Here is an 18,398-nt window from a genome sequence, read left to right as displayed (position 1 = left end):
TAATATAAAAAATGGATTAAAATTTGAAATATTAATATAAATAAAAAATTATTATGCCGGTAATTAGTCGTTTTTTTGGGATAATAATTATGATGTACTATAGAGACCATAATACTCCTCATTTTCATGCTAAATATGGTGATTATGAAGTAATAATTTCACTAAACGGTAAAATATTAGAAGGTAAATTTCCTAAAAGAGCTTTGCAATTAGTTATAGAATGGTTAAATATCCATAAAGAAGAACTAATAGATAACTGGAATAAAACACAAAATGGTGAACCATTAAATTCTATAGCCCCATTGGAGTAAAGATGTTGCATGTAATATCTGTAAGTTATATAGATGATTATTATTTAGAATTAGTTTTTGATGATGGAACAAAAGGTATTATAAACCTATATCCACATCTTAAAGGCTCAATTTTTGAACCGCTTCAAGATAAAAATTTATTTAATAAAGTGACGATAGATGAAGAATTGCAAACTATTAGTTGGTCTAACGGGGCAGATTTTGCTCCGGAATTTTTAAAGGCGAATTTAGATTCTGCTTGAGATTGCTAAAAGTAACCTAACTCATAAGAATAATGCATTTTATATAGCTGATAAATAATACTATATATAGTTGAGAGCAAATTCATTATGGTTCTGCTCCGATAAATTCGTCACTTTGTAATATATACCGAGTTTAAACTTAGAATCTTCACTAAGGTCTAAAGCTGTATAATAAGATTCTTGTGCTTTTAGCTAGGAATGACATAGAGAGCATTTACCGGTCTACGCAACAATGCTTCACGGGAATAACATAAAACAAACCATGCGGAACACTACTCCACAATGATGCTTCCTATAGTGCCGCGATAATAGGTATGAGGGTCATACATAGCTTCGCTGTAAATAGCGGGAGTTGCGAATATGCCTTTATTAACCGCTTTGATTTTATACTGATACGTCATTTTTTGATCAGAAATAGTACCGAAAATCATAACTCTATCATCACGATTATTTATATATATCGGTTTCCATATCATTACTTCTTGCGTGCGTTCTAATATATTTACGTTGTTGTTATCCGGTAAAAGCTCGAAGCCTGCAGGTAATAAATCAAGTATCACCATATTGCTCAAGGTTTTATTACTACCTGAACGCATGGTGATTTCCACCGTAATATTATCACCTAATTTTACTTTGCTAATCTCTTTATTATTTTCATCGAGATATTTTTTGGTTATTTCTATGCCTTTAACTATCTCTTTATTTTCTGTTAATTGCTTATCATAGCCTGAAGTTAGAAGCTGATAGAAGAAGCCGTTACTTGAGGATGTTAAGTCGATATCCTTATTTTCTACCGACAGCTCAGCAATCATCACTTTATCGCCTTTTAAAGTAACTTCTTTATCGTTAGAGGTTACTTTAATAGTAGCCTCATCTACATTATTTATCTTATCAGCATATGCAAGGCTTGCCATAATGGCGTAGCTTGCTGATAGACTATTATAGTTACCCTTAGCAAAAAGAGCGATATCCTGTACAATTTTTGGGTCAAAGTTTTTCAACTTTTCCGGAAAATGCATAGAAATTAAGTATAAATACTGACTATATTTTATTAGAGGATTATAATACTGATAGTCTGTTTTTGATATAGGTTTATTTAGAGTAAATCTATCTAATAATTTATCCGCTTCTTCATTCATTTGCAGCATTTTATAGCTAGAGGCTAAATAAACGCTAGTTAAATCATCCTGCCATGTATTTTTATGGTACTCGTCTAAATATTTTAAAATATTTGCAATATAGCTTGTAGTAATAACGCTATTTTTTGTCAGGATATAAACCGCATATGCTTTTTCTCTTGCTTCATTTAAAGAGCTGATTGATCTATTCGCCATATTCTCTAAGTAGTAAATACCTTGATTAAAAATATCACTTGGAACGGCTAAATATCTAGTTGCTCCCTCGCTTAAGAAATGCATAGCATAAACGGAAATAAATGGATCGGAATCGTCATTAAAATTGTTCCAATATCTAAATCCACCGTCATAATTTTGACGTTCCGATAAAGTTTGGAATATTTTCGATAATGATTCATCCATTTTTTTACGATCAGTTTTAAGAATCTGAACTAGCTCTTGTTCATCATATAATAAAACATTAGCAAAATTTTGGCTTATTAATTGCTCAGTGCAACCATAAGGATAATTATCTAGGAGATCTTTAAAGCCGGAAATAATAGCTAGCGGTGATTTAGAAGCGGAAATTTGCAGCTTAGCAAATTCAGGATATAAATCCCGCAAGATTTTTAAATTAGCTTTGTTGTCTGTAATAAAGCCTGTATCAACTGTTGTAACGCTCGGACTAGCAGGGCGAACGCTCGTAGTACTAGTTAATTCGGAGCTATGCACTACTGCCATAGATATTATACCCGGCTTTAGGTGATTTATAGAAGCCACAACCTTTAAATCTGCTGAACCGAGTTTATCAGTCGCTTTTAATTTAACATTAATAGTAGCTTCCTTATTTTCGTCTATCGGTATCTCTTTAGGATAATCTAATATTTTAAGTCCTTCACTTGTTTCAATATTTAGAAAAACCTGAGCATTTCCTGAATCTTTTAGGTTATTAAATATTGTTACCGGTACTGTAAATTCATCATTCGGAGCTACAAATAAAGGTAAATTTGGATTGATAATAAGATCGGATTGGACTAATAAATCAGCTTTGGAAGTTCCTATAGAGTCAAGGCTTGAGGCTATCCCTATAACTCTTAAAGTGCCGTTAAAATAGCTCGGTATGTCAAATGTGACTTCTCTCTCATCAAGATCTGCTTCTAAAATTCCTGACCAAAATGCTACCGGAGGTTGGCTTTTTCTTTTAAATGGATTAAGGTTTCGAGCGACATTTATAAAACCGTCTCCGGCAGGAGCCGCCATATAAGCTTTCATTAATAAAGGACGCTCAGGTAATATTAAATCCATGATTTGTGATGTTCGGACTTCCAAGGCTTTATCGTTAATAAAGTAATTAAGCGGGTCGGGAGTCTGATAACCAGCAAATGATAATATCCCTTCATCAACGGCAAATATTATGATTTTACCTGGGGTTGCAGTGCGATAATTAATTGTTAATTTTTCGCCTGATTTAATTTTTGCAGGAAGCGTTAATTCAATATCTTGTTTATGTTTATAAATGCCCGCAGTAAACGGTACTACTGCATAGCTAAACGGTGACATAAAGATTTCCGTAGCTTCTATGTCTCTTATGAATTGTACATTTACATATCCTTTACCCTCAAAACCGTCAGGGATTTTTATTTCTTGAATACTATTATTTTCGTCAGCTTTAAACCATTCAAAATTATGTACTTTATCTGTTTCGATAGTAATTAATCCATAACCTGTATAAGGAGTTATAACATTTAAAAGAATGTTATCGCCGGCTTTATAATCATCTTTATCAAGTTTAACTTTTAAATTTGCTTTGTCTGTTAAATTAGCTGTAACATTTCCTTCACCTATTACCGAAAATTCAGCTTGAGCAAAGATTGTATCTTCTTTATCAGTTAAGTAAATAACGTAATCGCCTGCTTCTTTAGTAGGCACTTTATAAATATAACTTTCATTTGCTGTGATATTAACTTTGTCAGAAGATATATTAGTCTCAATAGGTACTGAACTGTAAGAATAATTACCGTTACTATCTGCTACTAAGTTATTTACATAATTAATCTTTTTTAAGTTAAGAGTTAAATTAGGTGCAGTTACTTTTTCTGCTTTATTTGATATGGCTATGAATTCTATTGCTGAAGTAGTTTTTTTCTTAATATATTTTAGATCGCTATCGCTTCTAAATCCTATAATATAAGGCAGAGGTGAAACTATAAGCGATTTGCTTGCGTTTACGCTTCTTCCTGAGTCAGGCTCAAATCCTTCCGCCGAAAATGTTAGATTAAAAGTAGCGTTATAATATTTTTCAAGGTTAAGGTCAAAATTTGCCGTACCTGTAGAGTCTGTAGTAATATCTCCTAAACGTTCGTTAAAAAACTCTTTATTTCCTTTGTTACTATAAAATTTATATTCTTTAAAGCTAGGTACGAAAAACTCGGTAGGTCTAATATCAATAAAGCCGCTGACTTTTCTATTTGCTGCAGGAGTGCCGTAAAGATTTATAAGATTAACATTTGCTTTAAGATCTTTTGGATTCGTCCATAGCTCATCTTGTGAGTTATTGAAGTTTATGTTTATTTTCATGCGGTCAGGCTGAAAATCACCAACCCTGACAGATACGCTATTAAGATAGTTATTTGTGCCTTTATCTCCTACTAAATATAAGCTTATATTATATAAGCCGGTTAAGGAATCATCAAGCGTTGAGAATAAATATTCGCCGAATCCTTCTGTATCTAGAGCTATTTTACTTTTATCTATTACTTTTCCTCTAGGGTTAGTTACTTGTATTTCTAAAGGTAAGCCGTCAAATTTTCCTTGCCAATTGGTTTGTTTGAGCATAATACCTATATGGCCTTGCTCGCTTGGTCTATAGATGCCACGATCGGAAAATAAATAAGCTTTTAACCCTTGATCGGAACTAACGGCTCCTGCTACATCAAACCGAGAATAATTAACTTGCCTATCAATTCTACTATACGGCATAAACGAAAAATCATCCTTAGTAGTTAATATATAAGCCACTGGAGTTTTTTCTTTTGTAAAATCATTTATATTTGATAAAACGGCATGTCCTTTACTATCGGTTTTGCCGCTTACTAACACCTCACCGTTAAGTCCTATAATATCTGCTTTAACGCCACCGGCCGGTTTACCGTTACTGATATAAGAAACAAAGATATGATGTGTTCCGCTTTTATCGGTTTTTACTATAAAACCAAGATCGGTAACTAAAATTAATCTTTTATCTTGAGATATAATGTTATTATTGTTGTCTTTAGCATAAACTTTTGCTAGAAATAATCCCTTAGAATAGCTACTTGCTTCTTCTAAATTAAAATATTTGCTGAAATCTAAATCAGTATAATTAGGTAAATTTAAATTTGGGGAATTAACTATTACTTCCTCTTGAAATACTTCAGAAATATTATACTCATTAAAATTATATTCATTTATGAAAGTTGGGTTTTGGAAAATATTATATCTATTTGTTTGGCTGATTAAGTGATTAATTTCTTGCTGATTAATCTTATCGATTTCTACATATAATTTATCTATGCCAAGTGAATATACGGGAAGCTTTCTTTCGCCAGCTAATGAAAGAATAGAACCGTCAGACATTAGCTTAACTTCTTTAGGATTATCGGGTATTTGTACTATTTGAGAGTAATCTGAGCCAAGTGTTAAATTATCTGATGTTTTAACACCTTTATTGACTTTAATAAGCAAAGTTCTTGAGGTAAGGGTATCTACTTTAAGGCTATGCATAGTAGTAATGCTTGGGACGGAAGGTAAAAGTTCAAAATTTATTTTTTCACTCGATTTTAGAATATCATCCGTTATTTCTTTCGGACTTTGCCATTTATAGTTTTTTTTGCCTGCAACTCCTAAGAAAGCCGGCTTATCTTGCGGTAATAAAAATAACTCTAAATGTTTTTTTATCTCCTCACCCGAAACCGGTGTATTTGTAGTAATTATAATTATCTGTTCCGGTTTTAGCTTATCATCTTTAACAATTGTAGCAGTACTATTAGTGATTTTTAAATATGAGGATAGACTTGGAATTAATACATTTTCTTTATAAGAATATCTTATATTATTCGGCGTCTTATTATTTTGATCTTCTACATTTTTATATGTGAAAATTTCTCCGCCATATAGAGGTTTAACACCGTCTTTTATAATTACAGAAACAGTATCTTCTTTATCTGTAAGCGGTGGTATATTAGTAATAATCGTAGCTTCCGTATTATCCGTGTTGAATTTGATAGAAAACGGTAATTTTTTCTTGGTTGAAGATTTTATAAATTCTATTTTTTCCTCTAAAGTTTTAGGCTCTATAGGGTAGTTAAAGGCTATTTTAGTTTGAACGAATTTTTTGGAAATATCGATATTATCCTGTAGATAATTCATTTCTTTAATAACAGGAAGTAGAGGTAAAGTTGTAAAACTTATATTATTACTTTTTAGACTGATAAAATGAGGAAATATATAATCTTCGATAGTAATCTTATAAGTTTGATGAGCTGCAAAATTGCTTTCTGGAGTAAAATTTATGTTATACCACCAGCCAAATCGCCATTCTCCTTTAATATCAGGCGAAATAGATATGTAATCATTCATTCTTTTTCCGTTAAGCCCTAGCTCTCTTTGCGGTTTTGTACACCATTCTTTAATTCTAGAGTCGCAAAGGTCAATATTTAACGAATTTTGCCCTGCTAACAGATTTTCGTTAGTTAATTTAAAATATAAAGGTATTTTTTCGTTAAAGCTTGCAGCAATTAGTTGTAAATTTATTAAACATAAGAAAATAGCAAATACAAATTTGCAGAAAATATTTTTCATATCTATAGCTTATTATTTATGATAACTTCGATTATATATAAATAAAATTAAGTAAAGCAATGAATAAGGATATTTTTTTTCAATATTTAACAAAATTTTTCTTGTTATTTGGATAAGAATATTGTTATGAGATTATTATAATACTCCTCGGATTTACTATATTTAGGAGGCAACTATTTGCACAAGCTATTTGTGTATTACTTTTCACTACAATTTTAAATATATTATTAAAATATACATTTGAAATACCTTTAAATCCTGCTCTAAATATTAAAGGTTTTGCTTTCCCTAGCGGTCATATGAGCAGTGGCGTAGTATTTTACGGTTGGTTTTTTGCGAATATTAGAGATATTCCTTATTAAGAATAATAATAGTGGTGATTTTAACCGGCATGGGATTTTCGCTGATTTATAAGGGCTATCATTACCCGGTTGATATTATTGCATCTATAACAATCGGAATAATGGTTATTGCTGTTATATATAGTTTAACCAAAGAAGAGATTATTCAAAAATATCCTTATATGTTTGGAGCATTTTTATGGCTATTAACCGTGCCTATGGTAGCTTATCTTAAAATTATTGAGGTGAATTGTCTTGCTTGGATATGGACGGTATTTTGGGGATTACTCGGTTTTACTATTTCTTGGGGGCTGTTTTATAAATATTTTGATCTTCCTCAATCAAAATTAAATCGTTTTATTAATTTAACTATAATTGTCGCTTCAGTAGCTTTGATTGAATATATTAATTATTTATTCAAACAATATTTGGGCTATAAATTTTATTTAACTTGGTTTTTAGTAGGTCTTAGTTTTCCACTATCGGTGAGGTTATGTCATATTCACATAAGATCAACGCATTAGTATATGAAGTAGGTTAAGTTGCACTTCATTTCTTTATTTATCGTATAAAGCGAAAATTCCTATTGACTTTTATATAAAACAGTATAATTTTCTTTACAATTTAATTTTTTGTAAAGAATTTATGCGTGGCTATGAGAAAGAGCAAAGAAATTTAACAAATATTTTGATCTTATGCTGTATGTGCATATGGCAGTACTTCTTAACGAGCTTTTCTTCCCTAAATCAGACCCGTATACTCATTCTCTTCTTGCTGCTTTTTTCTTTCTGTGCTACTTTTGTTTTTAGACCGGTAGGAGCTTTAATATTCGGTTGGATAGGTAGATAATATAGGAAGAAAAACTACAATAATAATTACAACTTTCTTAATGGCACTTTCGTGTTTACTTATAGCGGTTGTTCCAACATATGCAGAAATAGGATTTACAGCAGCCTTAATATTTACATTATGTCGTATAGTGCAGGGTATGTCATCGACGGGTGAAAAAGTTGGGGCAGAATTATATTTAACGGAAATTACTGCTCCTCCAATACAATATCCTATCGTCTCATTAATAGCTGGTTTTTCTACTTTTGGCACAAGCTGTGCATTAGGGGTAGCATCGTTAATACTCTCTCTAGGTATTAATTGGCGTATTATTTTTGTTATTGGAGCTGTAGTTGCTTTAGTTGGAACAGTAGCAAGAAAACAACTTCGAGAAACACCTGAGTTTGTTAACGCAAAGCTTAGACTAACAAAAGCTATGATTGAGATTAACAAGGATCCTGAAATTTTAAAAACTAGTGTAGTTTGGAATGAAAAAGTTAATAAGAAAACGGCTTTTGCTATATTTTTAATAAAATTGTGTATGGCCTATATGTTTCTACTTTGTTTACGTACATTGTAGCGATATTTTAAAACATTCGTTTAATTATATAATCCAGAGCAAATTATTAATCATAATTTTATTGTCTCATTATCAGAATTAGCCAGTTTTTTTGTATTACTTTACTTAAGCTATAAAATACATCCTTTAAAAATTCTAAAATTTGTATCAATAATGTTTTTGGTTTTTGTATTAATATGTCCATACCTATTGATATTTTGCGTTAAAACTCCTTTTACTTTACTGTGTATTCAGTCATTTTAGTAGCATTCGCTCCGGGAGTAGAACCGGCTGCTGCTATATTTTTTAAGCATTTACCAATTTTTAAAAGATTTACATATAGTACTTTTATGTATGCAGCAGCTCGTGCCTTAATATACGCAATTACTTCTTTTGGAATGATTTATTTAATAAAATTATTTAATCATTGGGGATTATTAATTGTTATGCTTCCAGTCTCATTAGGGTATATATTTGGTATAAATCATTTTAGAGGATTAGAGATAGTAGCTGGGAATTATCCCCAAAAGGTATAGCGTTTTTAGGCTTTAAGCAGTACACTTTAGTAAGCCTAATCAGCTCTTTTTCTATGCTATATATCTCAAGATAAGCAGCAATAATTAGAAAAGCCTTAAGAGTTTCATTCAGTATCTTTTCTATTTTCTCAGGTGATTTAGCTCCTAATGTTTGTATATTATGGATTCTATCAAATAATTTTATGAGAGCTGTATCATATCTTTTTTGCTGAATTAATAAATTGAGGCTTTCTTCTGCACTTGATTCTAGTTAAACCCTCTACGTGGTTTGCAACTTCTAGCCCAAAATTTGTAGTTATGACTTCTTCGGTAAGTTCTGTATCTTCAATAGTATCATGAAGTAGAGCAGCATTTATCATGTTAGAAGTATAAAGTTTAGGAGCTTCTTCAGCTACAAATACCGCAAGCATAATTGCCACCTCAATCGGGTGCGAATAATAAGGATCGCCGGATTGACGCATTTGAGAACCGTGATATTTACGAGCATAGTAGATACCTTTTTTAACTTCCTCTATATATCAACAGGATTTTTTACTTTAGTGTTTAAATATTCAAGTTTATCAAGTAGTTTTTTAGCATAAACGCAAACTTCAAACTTTTCTTTCCAAGAGCTTATATCTTCCATAAAAAGTTGTTTCTTAATTTATTGTTAATAGTTAGTTGATTACAATTACAGTAAAAATTAAAAAATTGCAATAACAAAATAATTTTTTAATTTTAAATATATTAGTAACTATGTAGTCATAGTACCGGACAATTTTTATTTTATGTCATTCCCACGAGGCATTGCCTGCGTGGATACTGAAGGTTGTCATTGCGAGGAAAAACTGTAAGTTTTGACGAAGCAATCCAGTTAAAAATTCTGATATCCAGAATTTTTTTGATTATTTTCTAGATTGCCACGTCGCTTTGCTCCTCGCAAGGCATTGTTGCGTAGACCGGTAAAACCTACTGTGTCACCTAGTTCGCTTGACCACGGGGTCCATAAAAACAATAAAAAATACTAATAATTTTAGTATTTTTAACTGGATCCCGTGGTCAGACCACGGGATGACAGAGGCGAAATTGATCCACGCAACAACACCTCCTCGCAATGACGACCTTCAGTATCCACGCGGGCAATGCCTTGCAGAGATGACATAGAGGGCTTTTTAAAAATTGTCCGGTACTGTACATAGTGGTGCCGCTACCCAATTAAAGGCATTTCATCATTGGAAGTGGAATAGCCAGCTGCAACTAAAAAAGTTACAGTTTATTAAATTATATTACTTTTTATTTAGATTACATTTGAGAATAGTTAATTTATGTGTTAACTTATATAAATATCTTATGATTTATTTTAAAAATAAATACTCGTCTAGCTTAGCTTCCTAGTAAAGTGTAAAGTCAGGATAAATTATTATTTTTGTTGTCAGATTATTGTAATGGCAATAATATTTATAGTTATGTTTGGCTTATTAGTGCTTAATATGGAGTCTTATCATGAAAGATCAATTTACGTTGCTAATCAGAACATATTTTCCATTCACTGCAAAATTAAAAATTTCGTACAATTCTCAAACCATATCTAACTTAATTACTTAAATATATTAGAAGATATTATCAGTATAATCTCATAAGGGTAAAATATAAGTTAAAAAATATTAAAAAATTTAGTTATTTATTAATAATTCTAAAATAGAAATACAGAATTAGAAAAATATTATTAATTTAAAACAAGAGTTTAATATGAAAGAAGTGGCACAAGAGTTAAAGAAGAGAGAAGATTTAAAACGTCCTTTAGAACAAACAGTTTTACCTAGCATAGATGATTTTAAAAAAGATGAGTCTCCCAAAAGACAAAAAACTGACCTCAGCCGAAATGATTTATTGTTGCAGAAAATTAAGAATAATGATCCTGAAATTGTTTGTATAGAGCTACCTTATGAAGAAGATAGTAGTTTTTTGTCAATTGTAATTAAAACTTTAGAAAAAAATACTGTAGTAAAAGAAATTGATTTATATGGCAGCAAACTTAGTAACGATGATATAAAAAATCTAAGCAAAATTGTAAAGTTAAATAAAATATCACATTTAAACCTGAATTCTACTTCTTTAGATAGTGAAAAAATAAAAATTCTTATCGATGCTTTAGCAGATAATACCTCCCTTGAATATTTATCTTTAAATTCTATATAGATGCTATTAAAAATCACCCTAATTTAAGTTCTTTAGCATTAGGTAGTTAGTGAAGTAGGAAATAAAGGAGCAGCAATTATTAGTGAGTTGGTTCATTCAAAACTACCGTTAAAATCCTTAGATATAGGACAAATTAATATTACTGCCGAAGGGATAGAAATTATCGCAAATAATATTAGCAGTGCAAAATTAATGTCGTTAAATTTAGGGTATAATAACCTTAGAAACGAGGGAGTCATAAAATTACTTCATGCTTTAATGGCTGATCAATATATTAAAGAATTAATATTAAATGAAACAAGAATCTCCGAAAAAAGTGCAAAAGTAATTGGAAGATTTTTAACCTCAACCCCCATTGACACTTTAGATTTAAACAAAAATAACTTAGGGGATGGAATAAAATATATAGCATCTGCTTTAAGATTAAATCCATGGTTAAAAACTCTAAATCTTAATGACAATAATTTAACCCATAATAATATAAAAGAACTTACTACTGCATTAACCGAAAATAAAGCGTTAGAAACTTTACTAATAAGCAATAATATTGAAATAGGAGATCTAGGTTTTGGAGCAATAGCAAACATGCTACAAAAAAACAATTCTCTAAAAAAATTAGCTCTTATGAACATTAAATTAGGAGATCTAGGAGCCGCCTATCTTGCTACAGTATTTCTTTATCACAAAGATCACCTACAACATATAAAGGAATTAGACCTAAGAGATAATAACATAACCAATTTGGGTGCGGAAAGCTTAAAAAGCATTCCAGGTAACATGACGATTTTAATAGACGGTAATGATATTGATAATTCAATATTTGAGGAAAGCGTTGAGGCTTTAGGAGAAAATAATTAAAATTATAAAATAATATTTATATGGCAAATATATGGCAAATCTAACAAATACACGGAAAGAAAGATTAAAAGCAGAGTTTGTTAAATATGTAGATAGCCAAACAGTAGAGGAACTCATAAGAAATAAAAAACCGAGAGAGACTTTATTAAAAGATATTATATTAAGCGAATCTATATCTATAGATGCCTTAAAATTCCTTACTAAATGTTATAACGAAATGCACAAAAATAATAATGAAGCCCTTGATGAAAGTTTTGAAAAATTAGCAGTTCTAGCGGTTTTAGCAGGTAAAACAGAAAAGATTATTCCAAAAGAACTTGTTCCTTATATGGCATTTCATGTTGGATTTGCTGAAGAGAATCCTACCCAGGGACTATTAAATGACAACAACAACTCAAATCTGCAGAATTTTGCACATGCTTTCCGTATTCGACTTAACTCAAAGATTATAAAAGAAAATGATACTCCTTTACAAAATAGACGCTTTGATGCCTTAGGTAGATTAATTCAATATAATAGCCAATGTAGTGCCGTATGTTTTGACGGCAAACAAATTTTAGTAGCGTTCAACGAATTACATAATTCTAGTGTTAACATAAGGAAAGTTGAACAAATTGAGACACATACCGCAAAAGTTTTTAAATATTTACAAGATTATACTACTTACACAGCTTTACCTAAAGAAGAGCAAAAAAATTTTCTACAACAACAAAATCTATCTACTCAACGAAAAGAGCTACTTCTAGATGCTGCACAATATTATTATAAAAATAATAGTGAACATAAGGATATATTACCACGCATTTTGCAAGAACTAGAAAAATATCCGAATAATAATCAAGAGGTTCAACAAAAAGTCTGTAAAGTAACCAGTGCAAGTCCAAAAGTAGTTAAGGCAGTAGCTAGAGCTAGAAGAGATTTGATGAAATTAGAAGATGCATTAAACCCTGATACTATTGATGCAAGTAAAAAATTTGCCCCTTCAATTATTGAAGCTATAAAACAACCATATAAAATTGTATTAGATGGTCCACTTAGTGATAAAGCTCATGCTGAAATGAGAATAATACAGTATATAAAAGGACAACTTCAAGACCGTAATAATCAATTAAGTGAAGAAATATACATAGGATTATCTAAACTTTGTTGTATTAGTTGTGATTTAGTTATAAATAAAGAAACGAAAAATGTAGATTTTCATTTTACCGATAAGAATAAACAAAAACACTTAATACCGCTTAATATTACTACTAGAGGAGGAAATGGAGTAGGATATGAATGGGCTTTAATAGATGCTATAAGAAAAAATCCTGACTGGTTAGAAGATTTTCTAGGTAAAACAGCATATGAAAAATATAACGCTTTATCAGAACAGGAGAAGAAAATAGCAATCAACGGTATAGTAAGATATATTGGAAAAGGGGAATTAAAGATTAAGGATACCCCGCTTAAAATAAATCCGAAGAAAGAACAGAGAAAAGATAAAGAAAATGAACCTTTAAAAAAACAGAGACAAAAGAAATTGACAGCTGACACTTCTTCTAGTGAAGGTGAGGAAAAAAATGAACCTAGGAACAAGATAATTGCTGCTGCAATTTATGGCTCCACCTTTCCTGCAGCACAAATACAGCCTATCATTTCTACAATACAACTAAATGTACCTACTACACTTGATGCGGCATTAGAGGAAATAAAAAAATTGCAAGCTGAAAAAAACGATGCAGTGAAACAACTTGAAAATCAAAACTTAGCTTTTGAAAAAACAAAAGCAGACCTTGTTTATGCACAAGAAAATACCATAAAAAATCTTTCAGGAGATGGGTTATACCAGGAGCTATTAAGGCATCCTGATATATCGGTAGAATTTCTTCAACGTCTTATTTTGGAAAAACAACAACTAAATAAGAAAAAAAATGACAAGCCCGGTCCACAAAATGCCCCCAACCTAGAAGATAAGAAAAACGCTTATAATCAAAGAATTAGTAAACCAAACATTCTTCCTTATCTTTATCAATATAGTGATTTTGATGCAATTAGCCCTCAATTGATAGATAAAACAAAAGTAAATTTTAAAATTTTCGTTGAAGATCAAAATAGTGACAAGGATAAAGATAATGACACAAATATAAAAAATATCGCAAACGAATTTCCGGTATTAGATAAGCCTATAATAGGAATTTATAATATACCTGGAGGGATAGGACATTGGACAAGTTTTGCTATTTTAAAAGACGGAAAGGATCAAGTGGTACTACTTTATAAAGATTCTATGGGAGGTGATTGTCCAAAAGATATTCAGAAAGCGGCAGAAATGTATTCTAATGGTCAAACTGTAAAACCCATTGTAAATAAACTCAAAAGAACAAGGAGGACATTTAACTAGTAAGGGTGTTGATGTTAATTGTGGTATATATGCTTTAAAAAATGCAGAAATAATATATAAAAATATTATTGACCCTACAAAGCAATAAGCTTTATCCGTAACTTTAAAGAATACACATTTTCATCTCGTGAAGAAGCAGATGAAGCTAGAAAAAATGAATTTGCTAAAAAATATGTCATAGGTATATATAACAAATTACTTAATCAGGAGTTAAAAGATATTATAAAATCATCTATTCATCATAGACACGAATCAGAACTTAAATCAATTAATAATTTATTGAATACGACACTGCAACCTATTTCAACTCCGGAAATTGCAGGATGTGAAATATTGGATTATAACTCTGCATTTTCAATTACTAACCATAATGAGCCTAAATTATATTTAGAACTCAGTAATATACAACAAGAAGCAGAGAAATATAAATATGAATATCACATATCTACTCCTACGAATTATGCAACAACTGCAGAAAAATTTCTGCAGAATTCTAATTTTAATATAGAAAAAAAGAAGATATTACCGGAGGAGTACGTTATACAGTTACTTCTAATGAAATCGAGAAAATACCTAATTGGTCTGAAGAAGATTTTAAGGAGGTTAAGAAAGCTCATGAAAGTGATGACTTAAAAAATAAGATAATTAATGAGATGCTACCGACAGCACTCGATGTTGATCTCAATTCCTTAGTAGAAATAAAAGAAATAATCAATGCCGAAGAAAGGAAGAAAAAAGAGCAATTAAAAGCCGATATAAAGCTTAGCCAAGATATAGCAACTCCTAGTGATAATATATTTAATAAGGATACACAGGATACACAAATTTCACCACAAAAACTTTCAACTTCATCACATAATTGGTTAAATACTTCTAGTTTTCAACCATTTGGCAGCTCACCTCAAGATACTCCAAGCCCTGCTGCTATTAATGATATAGAGAGTAATGAAATGAGCTCTAAACCTAATAGTATTGAAGAGTTACAAAGTAGAAGCTCTAGCTCTTCTCAGGACAGCAGCAGTAGTGAGAAAGAACTAGTATTTAATAGGAATAATATCATATTTGATCTATCTAGTAGTAATACCAATACAGATAAAATAAAACGTGATAATGATGATGTGAAGAACAGCAAAAATGAACTACTTAGTAGCAGTATTGAGGAAGAACTAGTATTTTAGTAGGCCCGTATTACCTACCGATAATGAGTCACCACGTAAAAGTTCTAGTATAAATACAAATAAACGAAAACATAGTTCCAGTGAGAATGAAGAGTTAACACTAAGTGATAGCGAAGATGAGTTATCTAGTAGCAGTGTTAAGAAGCAGTTAAATAAAAAACCTAAAGTAAGCAATTTTGGTGAGGTGATGCCCCTACTTTTTGATCTAGTCAAAAACTTGAAATTTAGTAATCTTACTCGCGTCGAAAAAGAAAACCTTACTAATTTATTATTACAAGAAGAGCTAAATGTAAATGGAAAATACAATTTAAATGAACGTTTGGTTACCGTAAATGATAATAAAGAGCTATTGAATAAGTTTGATAGGGAAGCGGTAATTACGACAAATATAGATTTTAAAGCAATTGATACAAAAGAAGCTGCAAAAATAGGCTCAGTAGAAATTAGAGCAGAACATAATCATTTAACTGATCATACTAATAACACTAAAGCATTAATCTCTGAAATTCAAGCGGGTACTATTGATAAAAATACGATAATAGCTATTGAACGTAAGCAATATGGCGAAAATCTCGGTATGAAAGACATAATTAGAATAGCAACTATATTAGAGTATAATGAAAAAAATCCTAATACTCCTATAAAACTACCTGCAGAACTAGCAAATACACCTATATTACAAGACGCTCTTTTATATAAGATAGCTAAAGAAAATAAAATTAAAATTATCAGTTTAGAAGGTAAAAACCTAGAACACTTAAAAGATACACCGCTTTATAATGAGAATCGTGAACAATATATGACGGACGTAATTAATAAGATTCGTGGTAAAGGATATAATGTGATTGCAAGTGTCGGCTCTAGTCATGTGATTAATTTAGAGAAAAACTTAGAAAACAGTAAAAAACATGACATAGGATTTAGTCACATACCTAGAAAAATACTACAGAAAGCTTTAAATATTGGAAATTCCGTTCCAACAGGAATGGTTAACATAAAAGCAAGCACTAAAGGTAATAGTATGGTACAACGGAAAGCTTTAAACAATCAGTCAAAAAGAAATATCTCAACTGGAAGATAACTCTATATAGGAGAAAATCTTTATTTCCTGGGAACAAGTTTAACTGCAGAATTATATCTTACAGACGTAACAGCTGCCATATATAACTGCCCGCATCGTTTTTCTACAGCATAATTCATAAAGCTTGATATAAGCAAATTTTGCATGATTCGCCTGTGTTCACGTGTTTTTAACGGCTTTCGCAGGCTCGCATTTAAATTCATCTTGTCTGAAGCTTTATGAATTATGCTATACCACTTTTAGTTTTTGTGAACCTAACATTAAGACCTGAAAAGCTTGATTTTATGCTGAGTCTGTCGTTTGATAAGTTTGTAGTAATACTGAAAAATGAAGAATGGCACGGGCTAGTGTACGATTTGCTAACCATTTCTACTAAACGACAGTACATAAGTGATACTTTTTTTATGCAACAAAATTTACAAGCAGCATAGAAATTTAAAGGGTGGAGGCAAGTTGCTTGCCTCTATCCTTACTTAATTAATTTGTGTTGCATCATATCCCATGCTTAGTAATCCGGCTAAAATAAGCTCCTCATCATTATTATTAATTGCATCATAGATTAAATCAGGGCTTAGTTTACTTTACTATCTAAGGTAGTTTGTAGCAATTTCGGATGATTCAAAAGCGGTTTGTCATAGATTATTTCTTCTACTTTATTCACAGTAACGTCGTGATTTGGTTTGTTTTGTTGTTCTATTAACAGATCAACATCCTCCTCTACAACTCCAAGCTTTGCTTTGGTAAGCTTCCCGCTTATAAGCTCTTCTATACTTTTCGTTATTGTTTCTATGTCAGTTTTATTGGCTAATCTCTGCACCTTAATTACTATCCCCTTTATACTGTTTTGCATTATATCTTTATCCCTTGCATTAATAGTTGTACTACTCTCTATTTTAGTTGTCATGTTTTCTACTACATTCTGAAATATGGTAAGTTTTTCTGTTCGTATTTGTTCAGCTAATTTAATTTGTTGTTCTATTATTTCGCTTAAATCCTCTTCTACGACCGCAATTCTTGCTTTAGTAATTTTGCCTCTTGCAAGCTCTTCTACGGCTTTAATCATGGTATTTATATCAGCGTTGTTTATAAAAGTCTTTACCGTTCTTGATATTTCATTTATTCTATCTTGTAATACCGCTTTGTCTTGTTCATTAATTGTTGTGCTATTCTCTAATTTAGAAACCGCTTCCACTACTATGTTTTGAAATGTCGCCAATTTCTCTTTAATATTTTCTTCAGGTAAATCTTTTATATCTGCTGGTTTGTTCTCATTTATTATGGAAGCTTCTTGTTTCAATTTCAGGCTTTGCTGTTGTTCTTCTTGTTTCTTTTTTTCTTGTTCTTCCAATAGTTTTCTTTTTTCTTCTTCTACTCGTCGTTTTTCCAGTTCTTGCTGTTGCTGTGCTTCATATTTCTTTTCTGCATTTGTTTTATTTGTTTCATATAATTTATTTTCCTTATATAAAGATTGCATAATTTTTATTGCTGCTTTATATTTTTCTATAGCTTCATTATACTTTTCTTGACTGCATAAATTATTACCCTCTGCATTTAAGCTTTCTGCTTTTTTGGCTATAGTTTTATTTCTTTGTAAATATTTCTTTATTGTTTCTAAGCCTTCAGCCCCTATTTTTTTACTAGAAAGATAAATATTTGTAAGAGTAGAGTTAGATTTAAGAGAGTCAGCAATTAATTTTGCCCCTTCAGCTCCTATTTGGTTAAATCTAAGATCAAGAGTTGTACCACCCTTTCTTAAACTATCTGCTTGCTTCTGTAACCCTCTTTTTTCTAGAAATTCTATTAATCTCTCATGCGGCGTTTTTATTGCTGCTACTTCTTGTGGTACTTTCCATTTGAACATAATTATATCTTTATTAAATTCTATAAATTTTAATATTTTGTTAAAAATGAGCTTATAGACAGAATCATAATAGAGAACTTTAAGAAAG

11 protein-coding genes and 4 pseudogenes are annotated in these 18,398 nt (G+C 30.9%); 12 read left to right on the top strand and 3 right to left on the bottom strand.

Annotated features, from left to right (window positions below; all coding sequences use genetic code 11):
• Positions 1 to 53 precede the first annotated feature (53 nt).
• The gene (locus tag BN1174_RS01180) at positions 54 to 311 is read left to right on the top strand and encodes a DUF4160 domain-containing protein (protein WP_040255894.1); all 258 of its coding nucleotides are present in this window, start codon (positions 54 to 56) and stop codon (positions 309 to 311) included.
• A 2-nt stretch (positions 312 to 313) separates the two neighbouring features.
• Positions 314 to 553 (top strand): DUF2442 domain-containing protein, encoded by a 240-nt coding sequence (locus BN1174_RS01175; protein ID WP_040255893.1) that lies wholly within the window; start codon positions 314 to 316, stop codon positions 551 to 553.
• A gap of 272 nt (positions 554 to 825) precedes the next feature.
• On the opposite strand, the gene BN1174_RS01170 is transcribed toward BN1174_RS01175, so the two are convergent.
• Positions 826 to 6,507 carry an alpha-2-macroglobulin family protein gene (locus tag BN1174_RS01170; RefSeq protein WP_040255892.1) on the bottom strand — a complete coding sequence of 1,894 codons (5,682 nt, stop codon included), beginning with the start codon at positions 6,505 to 6,507 and terminating at the stop codon, positions 826 to 828.
• Positions 6,508 to 6,880: 373 nt separating this feature from the next.
• On the opposite strand from BN1174_RS01170, the gene BN1174_RS08255 reads away from it, so the two are divergent.
• From BN1174_RS08255 to BN1174_RS12535, 3 genes are all read left to right on the top strand, one after another.
• Complete coding sequence (locus BN1174_RS08255) at positions 6,881 to 7,372, top strand: phosphatase PAP2 family protein (RefSeq protein WP_231555716.1); 492 nt, start codon at positions 6,881 to 6,883, stop codon at positions 7,370 to 7,372.
• A gap of 365 nt (positions 7,373 to 7,737) precedes the next feature.
• Positions 7,738 to 8,256, top strand: coding sequence for an MFS transporter (locus BN1174_RS12540; protein WP_040255891.1), 519 nt, complete (start codon positions 7,738 to 7,740; stop codon positions 8,254 to 8,256).
• Between the two features lie 224 nt (positions 8,257 to 8,480).
• The gene (locus BN1174_RS12535) at positions 8,481 to 8,771 is read left to right on the top strand and encodes a hypothetical protein (protein ID WP_052454710.1); all 291 of its coding nucleotides are present in this window, start codon (positions 8,481 to 8,483) and stop codon (positions 8,769 to 8,771) included.
• On the opposite strand, the pseudogene BN1174_RS11305 reads toward BN1174_RS12535, so the two are convergent.
• Positions 8,725 to 9,396 (bottom strand): annotated as a pseudogene (locus tag BN1174_RS11305) (HD domain-containing protein). The gene BN1174_RS12535 and the pseudogene BN1174_RS11305 sit on opposite strands and share 47 nt — an antisense overlap.
• 295 nt (positions 9,397 to 9,691) lie before the next feature.
• Between BN1174_RS11305 and BN1174_RS12910 the strand changes: the two are divergent.
• The 7 genes and pseudogenes from BN1174_RS12910 to BN1174_RS11290 form a co-directional block, all read left to right on the top strand.
• A pseudogene (locus BN1174_RS12910) lies at positions 9,692 to 9,857 on the top strand (tRNA lysidine(34) synthetase TilS); the annotation flags it as partial.
• Between the two features lie 783 nt (positions 9,858 to 10,640).
• Positions 10,641 to 11,297 (top strand): annotated as a pseudogene (locus BN1174_RS01145) (leucine-rich repeat domain-containing protein); the annotation flags it as partial.
• A gap of 237 nt (positions 11,298 to 11,534) precedes the next feature.
• Positions 11,535 to 11,807, top strand: a complete 273-nt coding sequence (locus tag BN1174_RS12905; protein ID WP_040257824.1) for a hypothetical protein — start codon at positions 11,535 to 11,537, stop codon at positions 11,805 to 11,807.
• A 31-nt stretch (positions 11,808 to 11,838) separates the two neighbouring features.
• Positions 11,839 to 13,410: pseudogene (locus BN1174_RS12525) on the top strand (hypothetical protein); the annotation flags it as partial.
• Between the two features lie 1,059 nt (positions 13,411 to 14,469).
• Positions 14,470 to 14,823: a hypothetical protein gene (locus BN1174_RS01120; protein WP_040255890.1), complete on the top strand. Its 354-nt coding sequence runs from the start codon at positions 14,470 to 14,472 to the stop codon at positions 14,821 to 14,823.
• A gap of 20 nt (positions 14,824 to 14,843) precedes the next feature.
• Entirely contained in the window at positions 14,844 to 15,368 is a 525-nt protein-coding gene (locus tag BN1174_RS11295) for a hypothetical protein (RefSeq protein ID WP_231555715.1), read from the top strand.
• Positions 15,369 to 15,555: 187 nt separating this feature from the next.
• Positions 15,556 to 16,449, top strand: a complete 894-nt coding sequence (locus BN1174_RS11290) for a hypothetical protein (protein ID WP_231555714.1) — start codon at positions 15,556 to 15,558, stop codon at positions 16,447 to 16,449.
• Positions 16,450 to 17,020: 571 nt separating this feature from the next.
• Here BN1174_RS11290 and BN1174_RS11285 read toward each other — a convergent pair.
• Complete coding sequence (locus BN1174_RS11285) at positions 17,021 to 18,310, bottom strand: hypothetical protein (protein WP_040255886.1); 1,290 nt, start codon at positions 18,308 to 18,310, stop codon at positions 17,021 to 17,023.
• Between the last annotated feature and the right edge of the window lie 88 nt (positions 18,311 to 18,398).

This window comes from Rickettsia hoogstraalii (assembly GCF_000825685.1).
Taxonomy (GTDB): Bacteria; Pseudomonadota; Alphaproteobacteria; order Rickettsiales; family Rickettsiaceae; genus Rickettsia; species Rickettsia hoogstraalii.
This window is presented reverse-complemented; position numbering and strand designations above follow the sequence as displayed.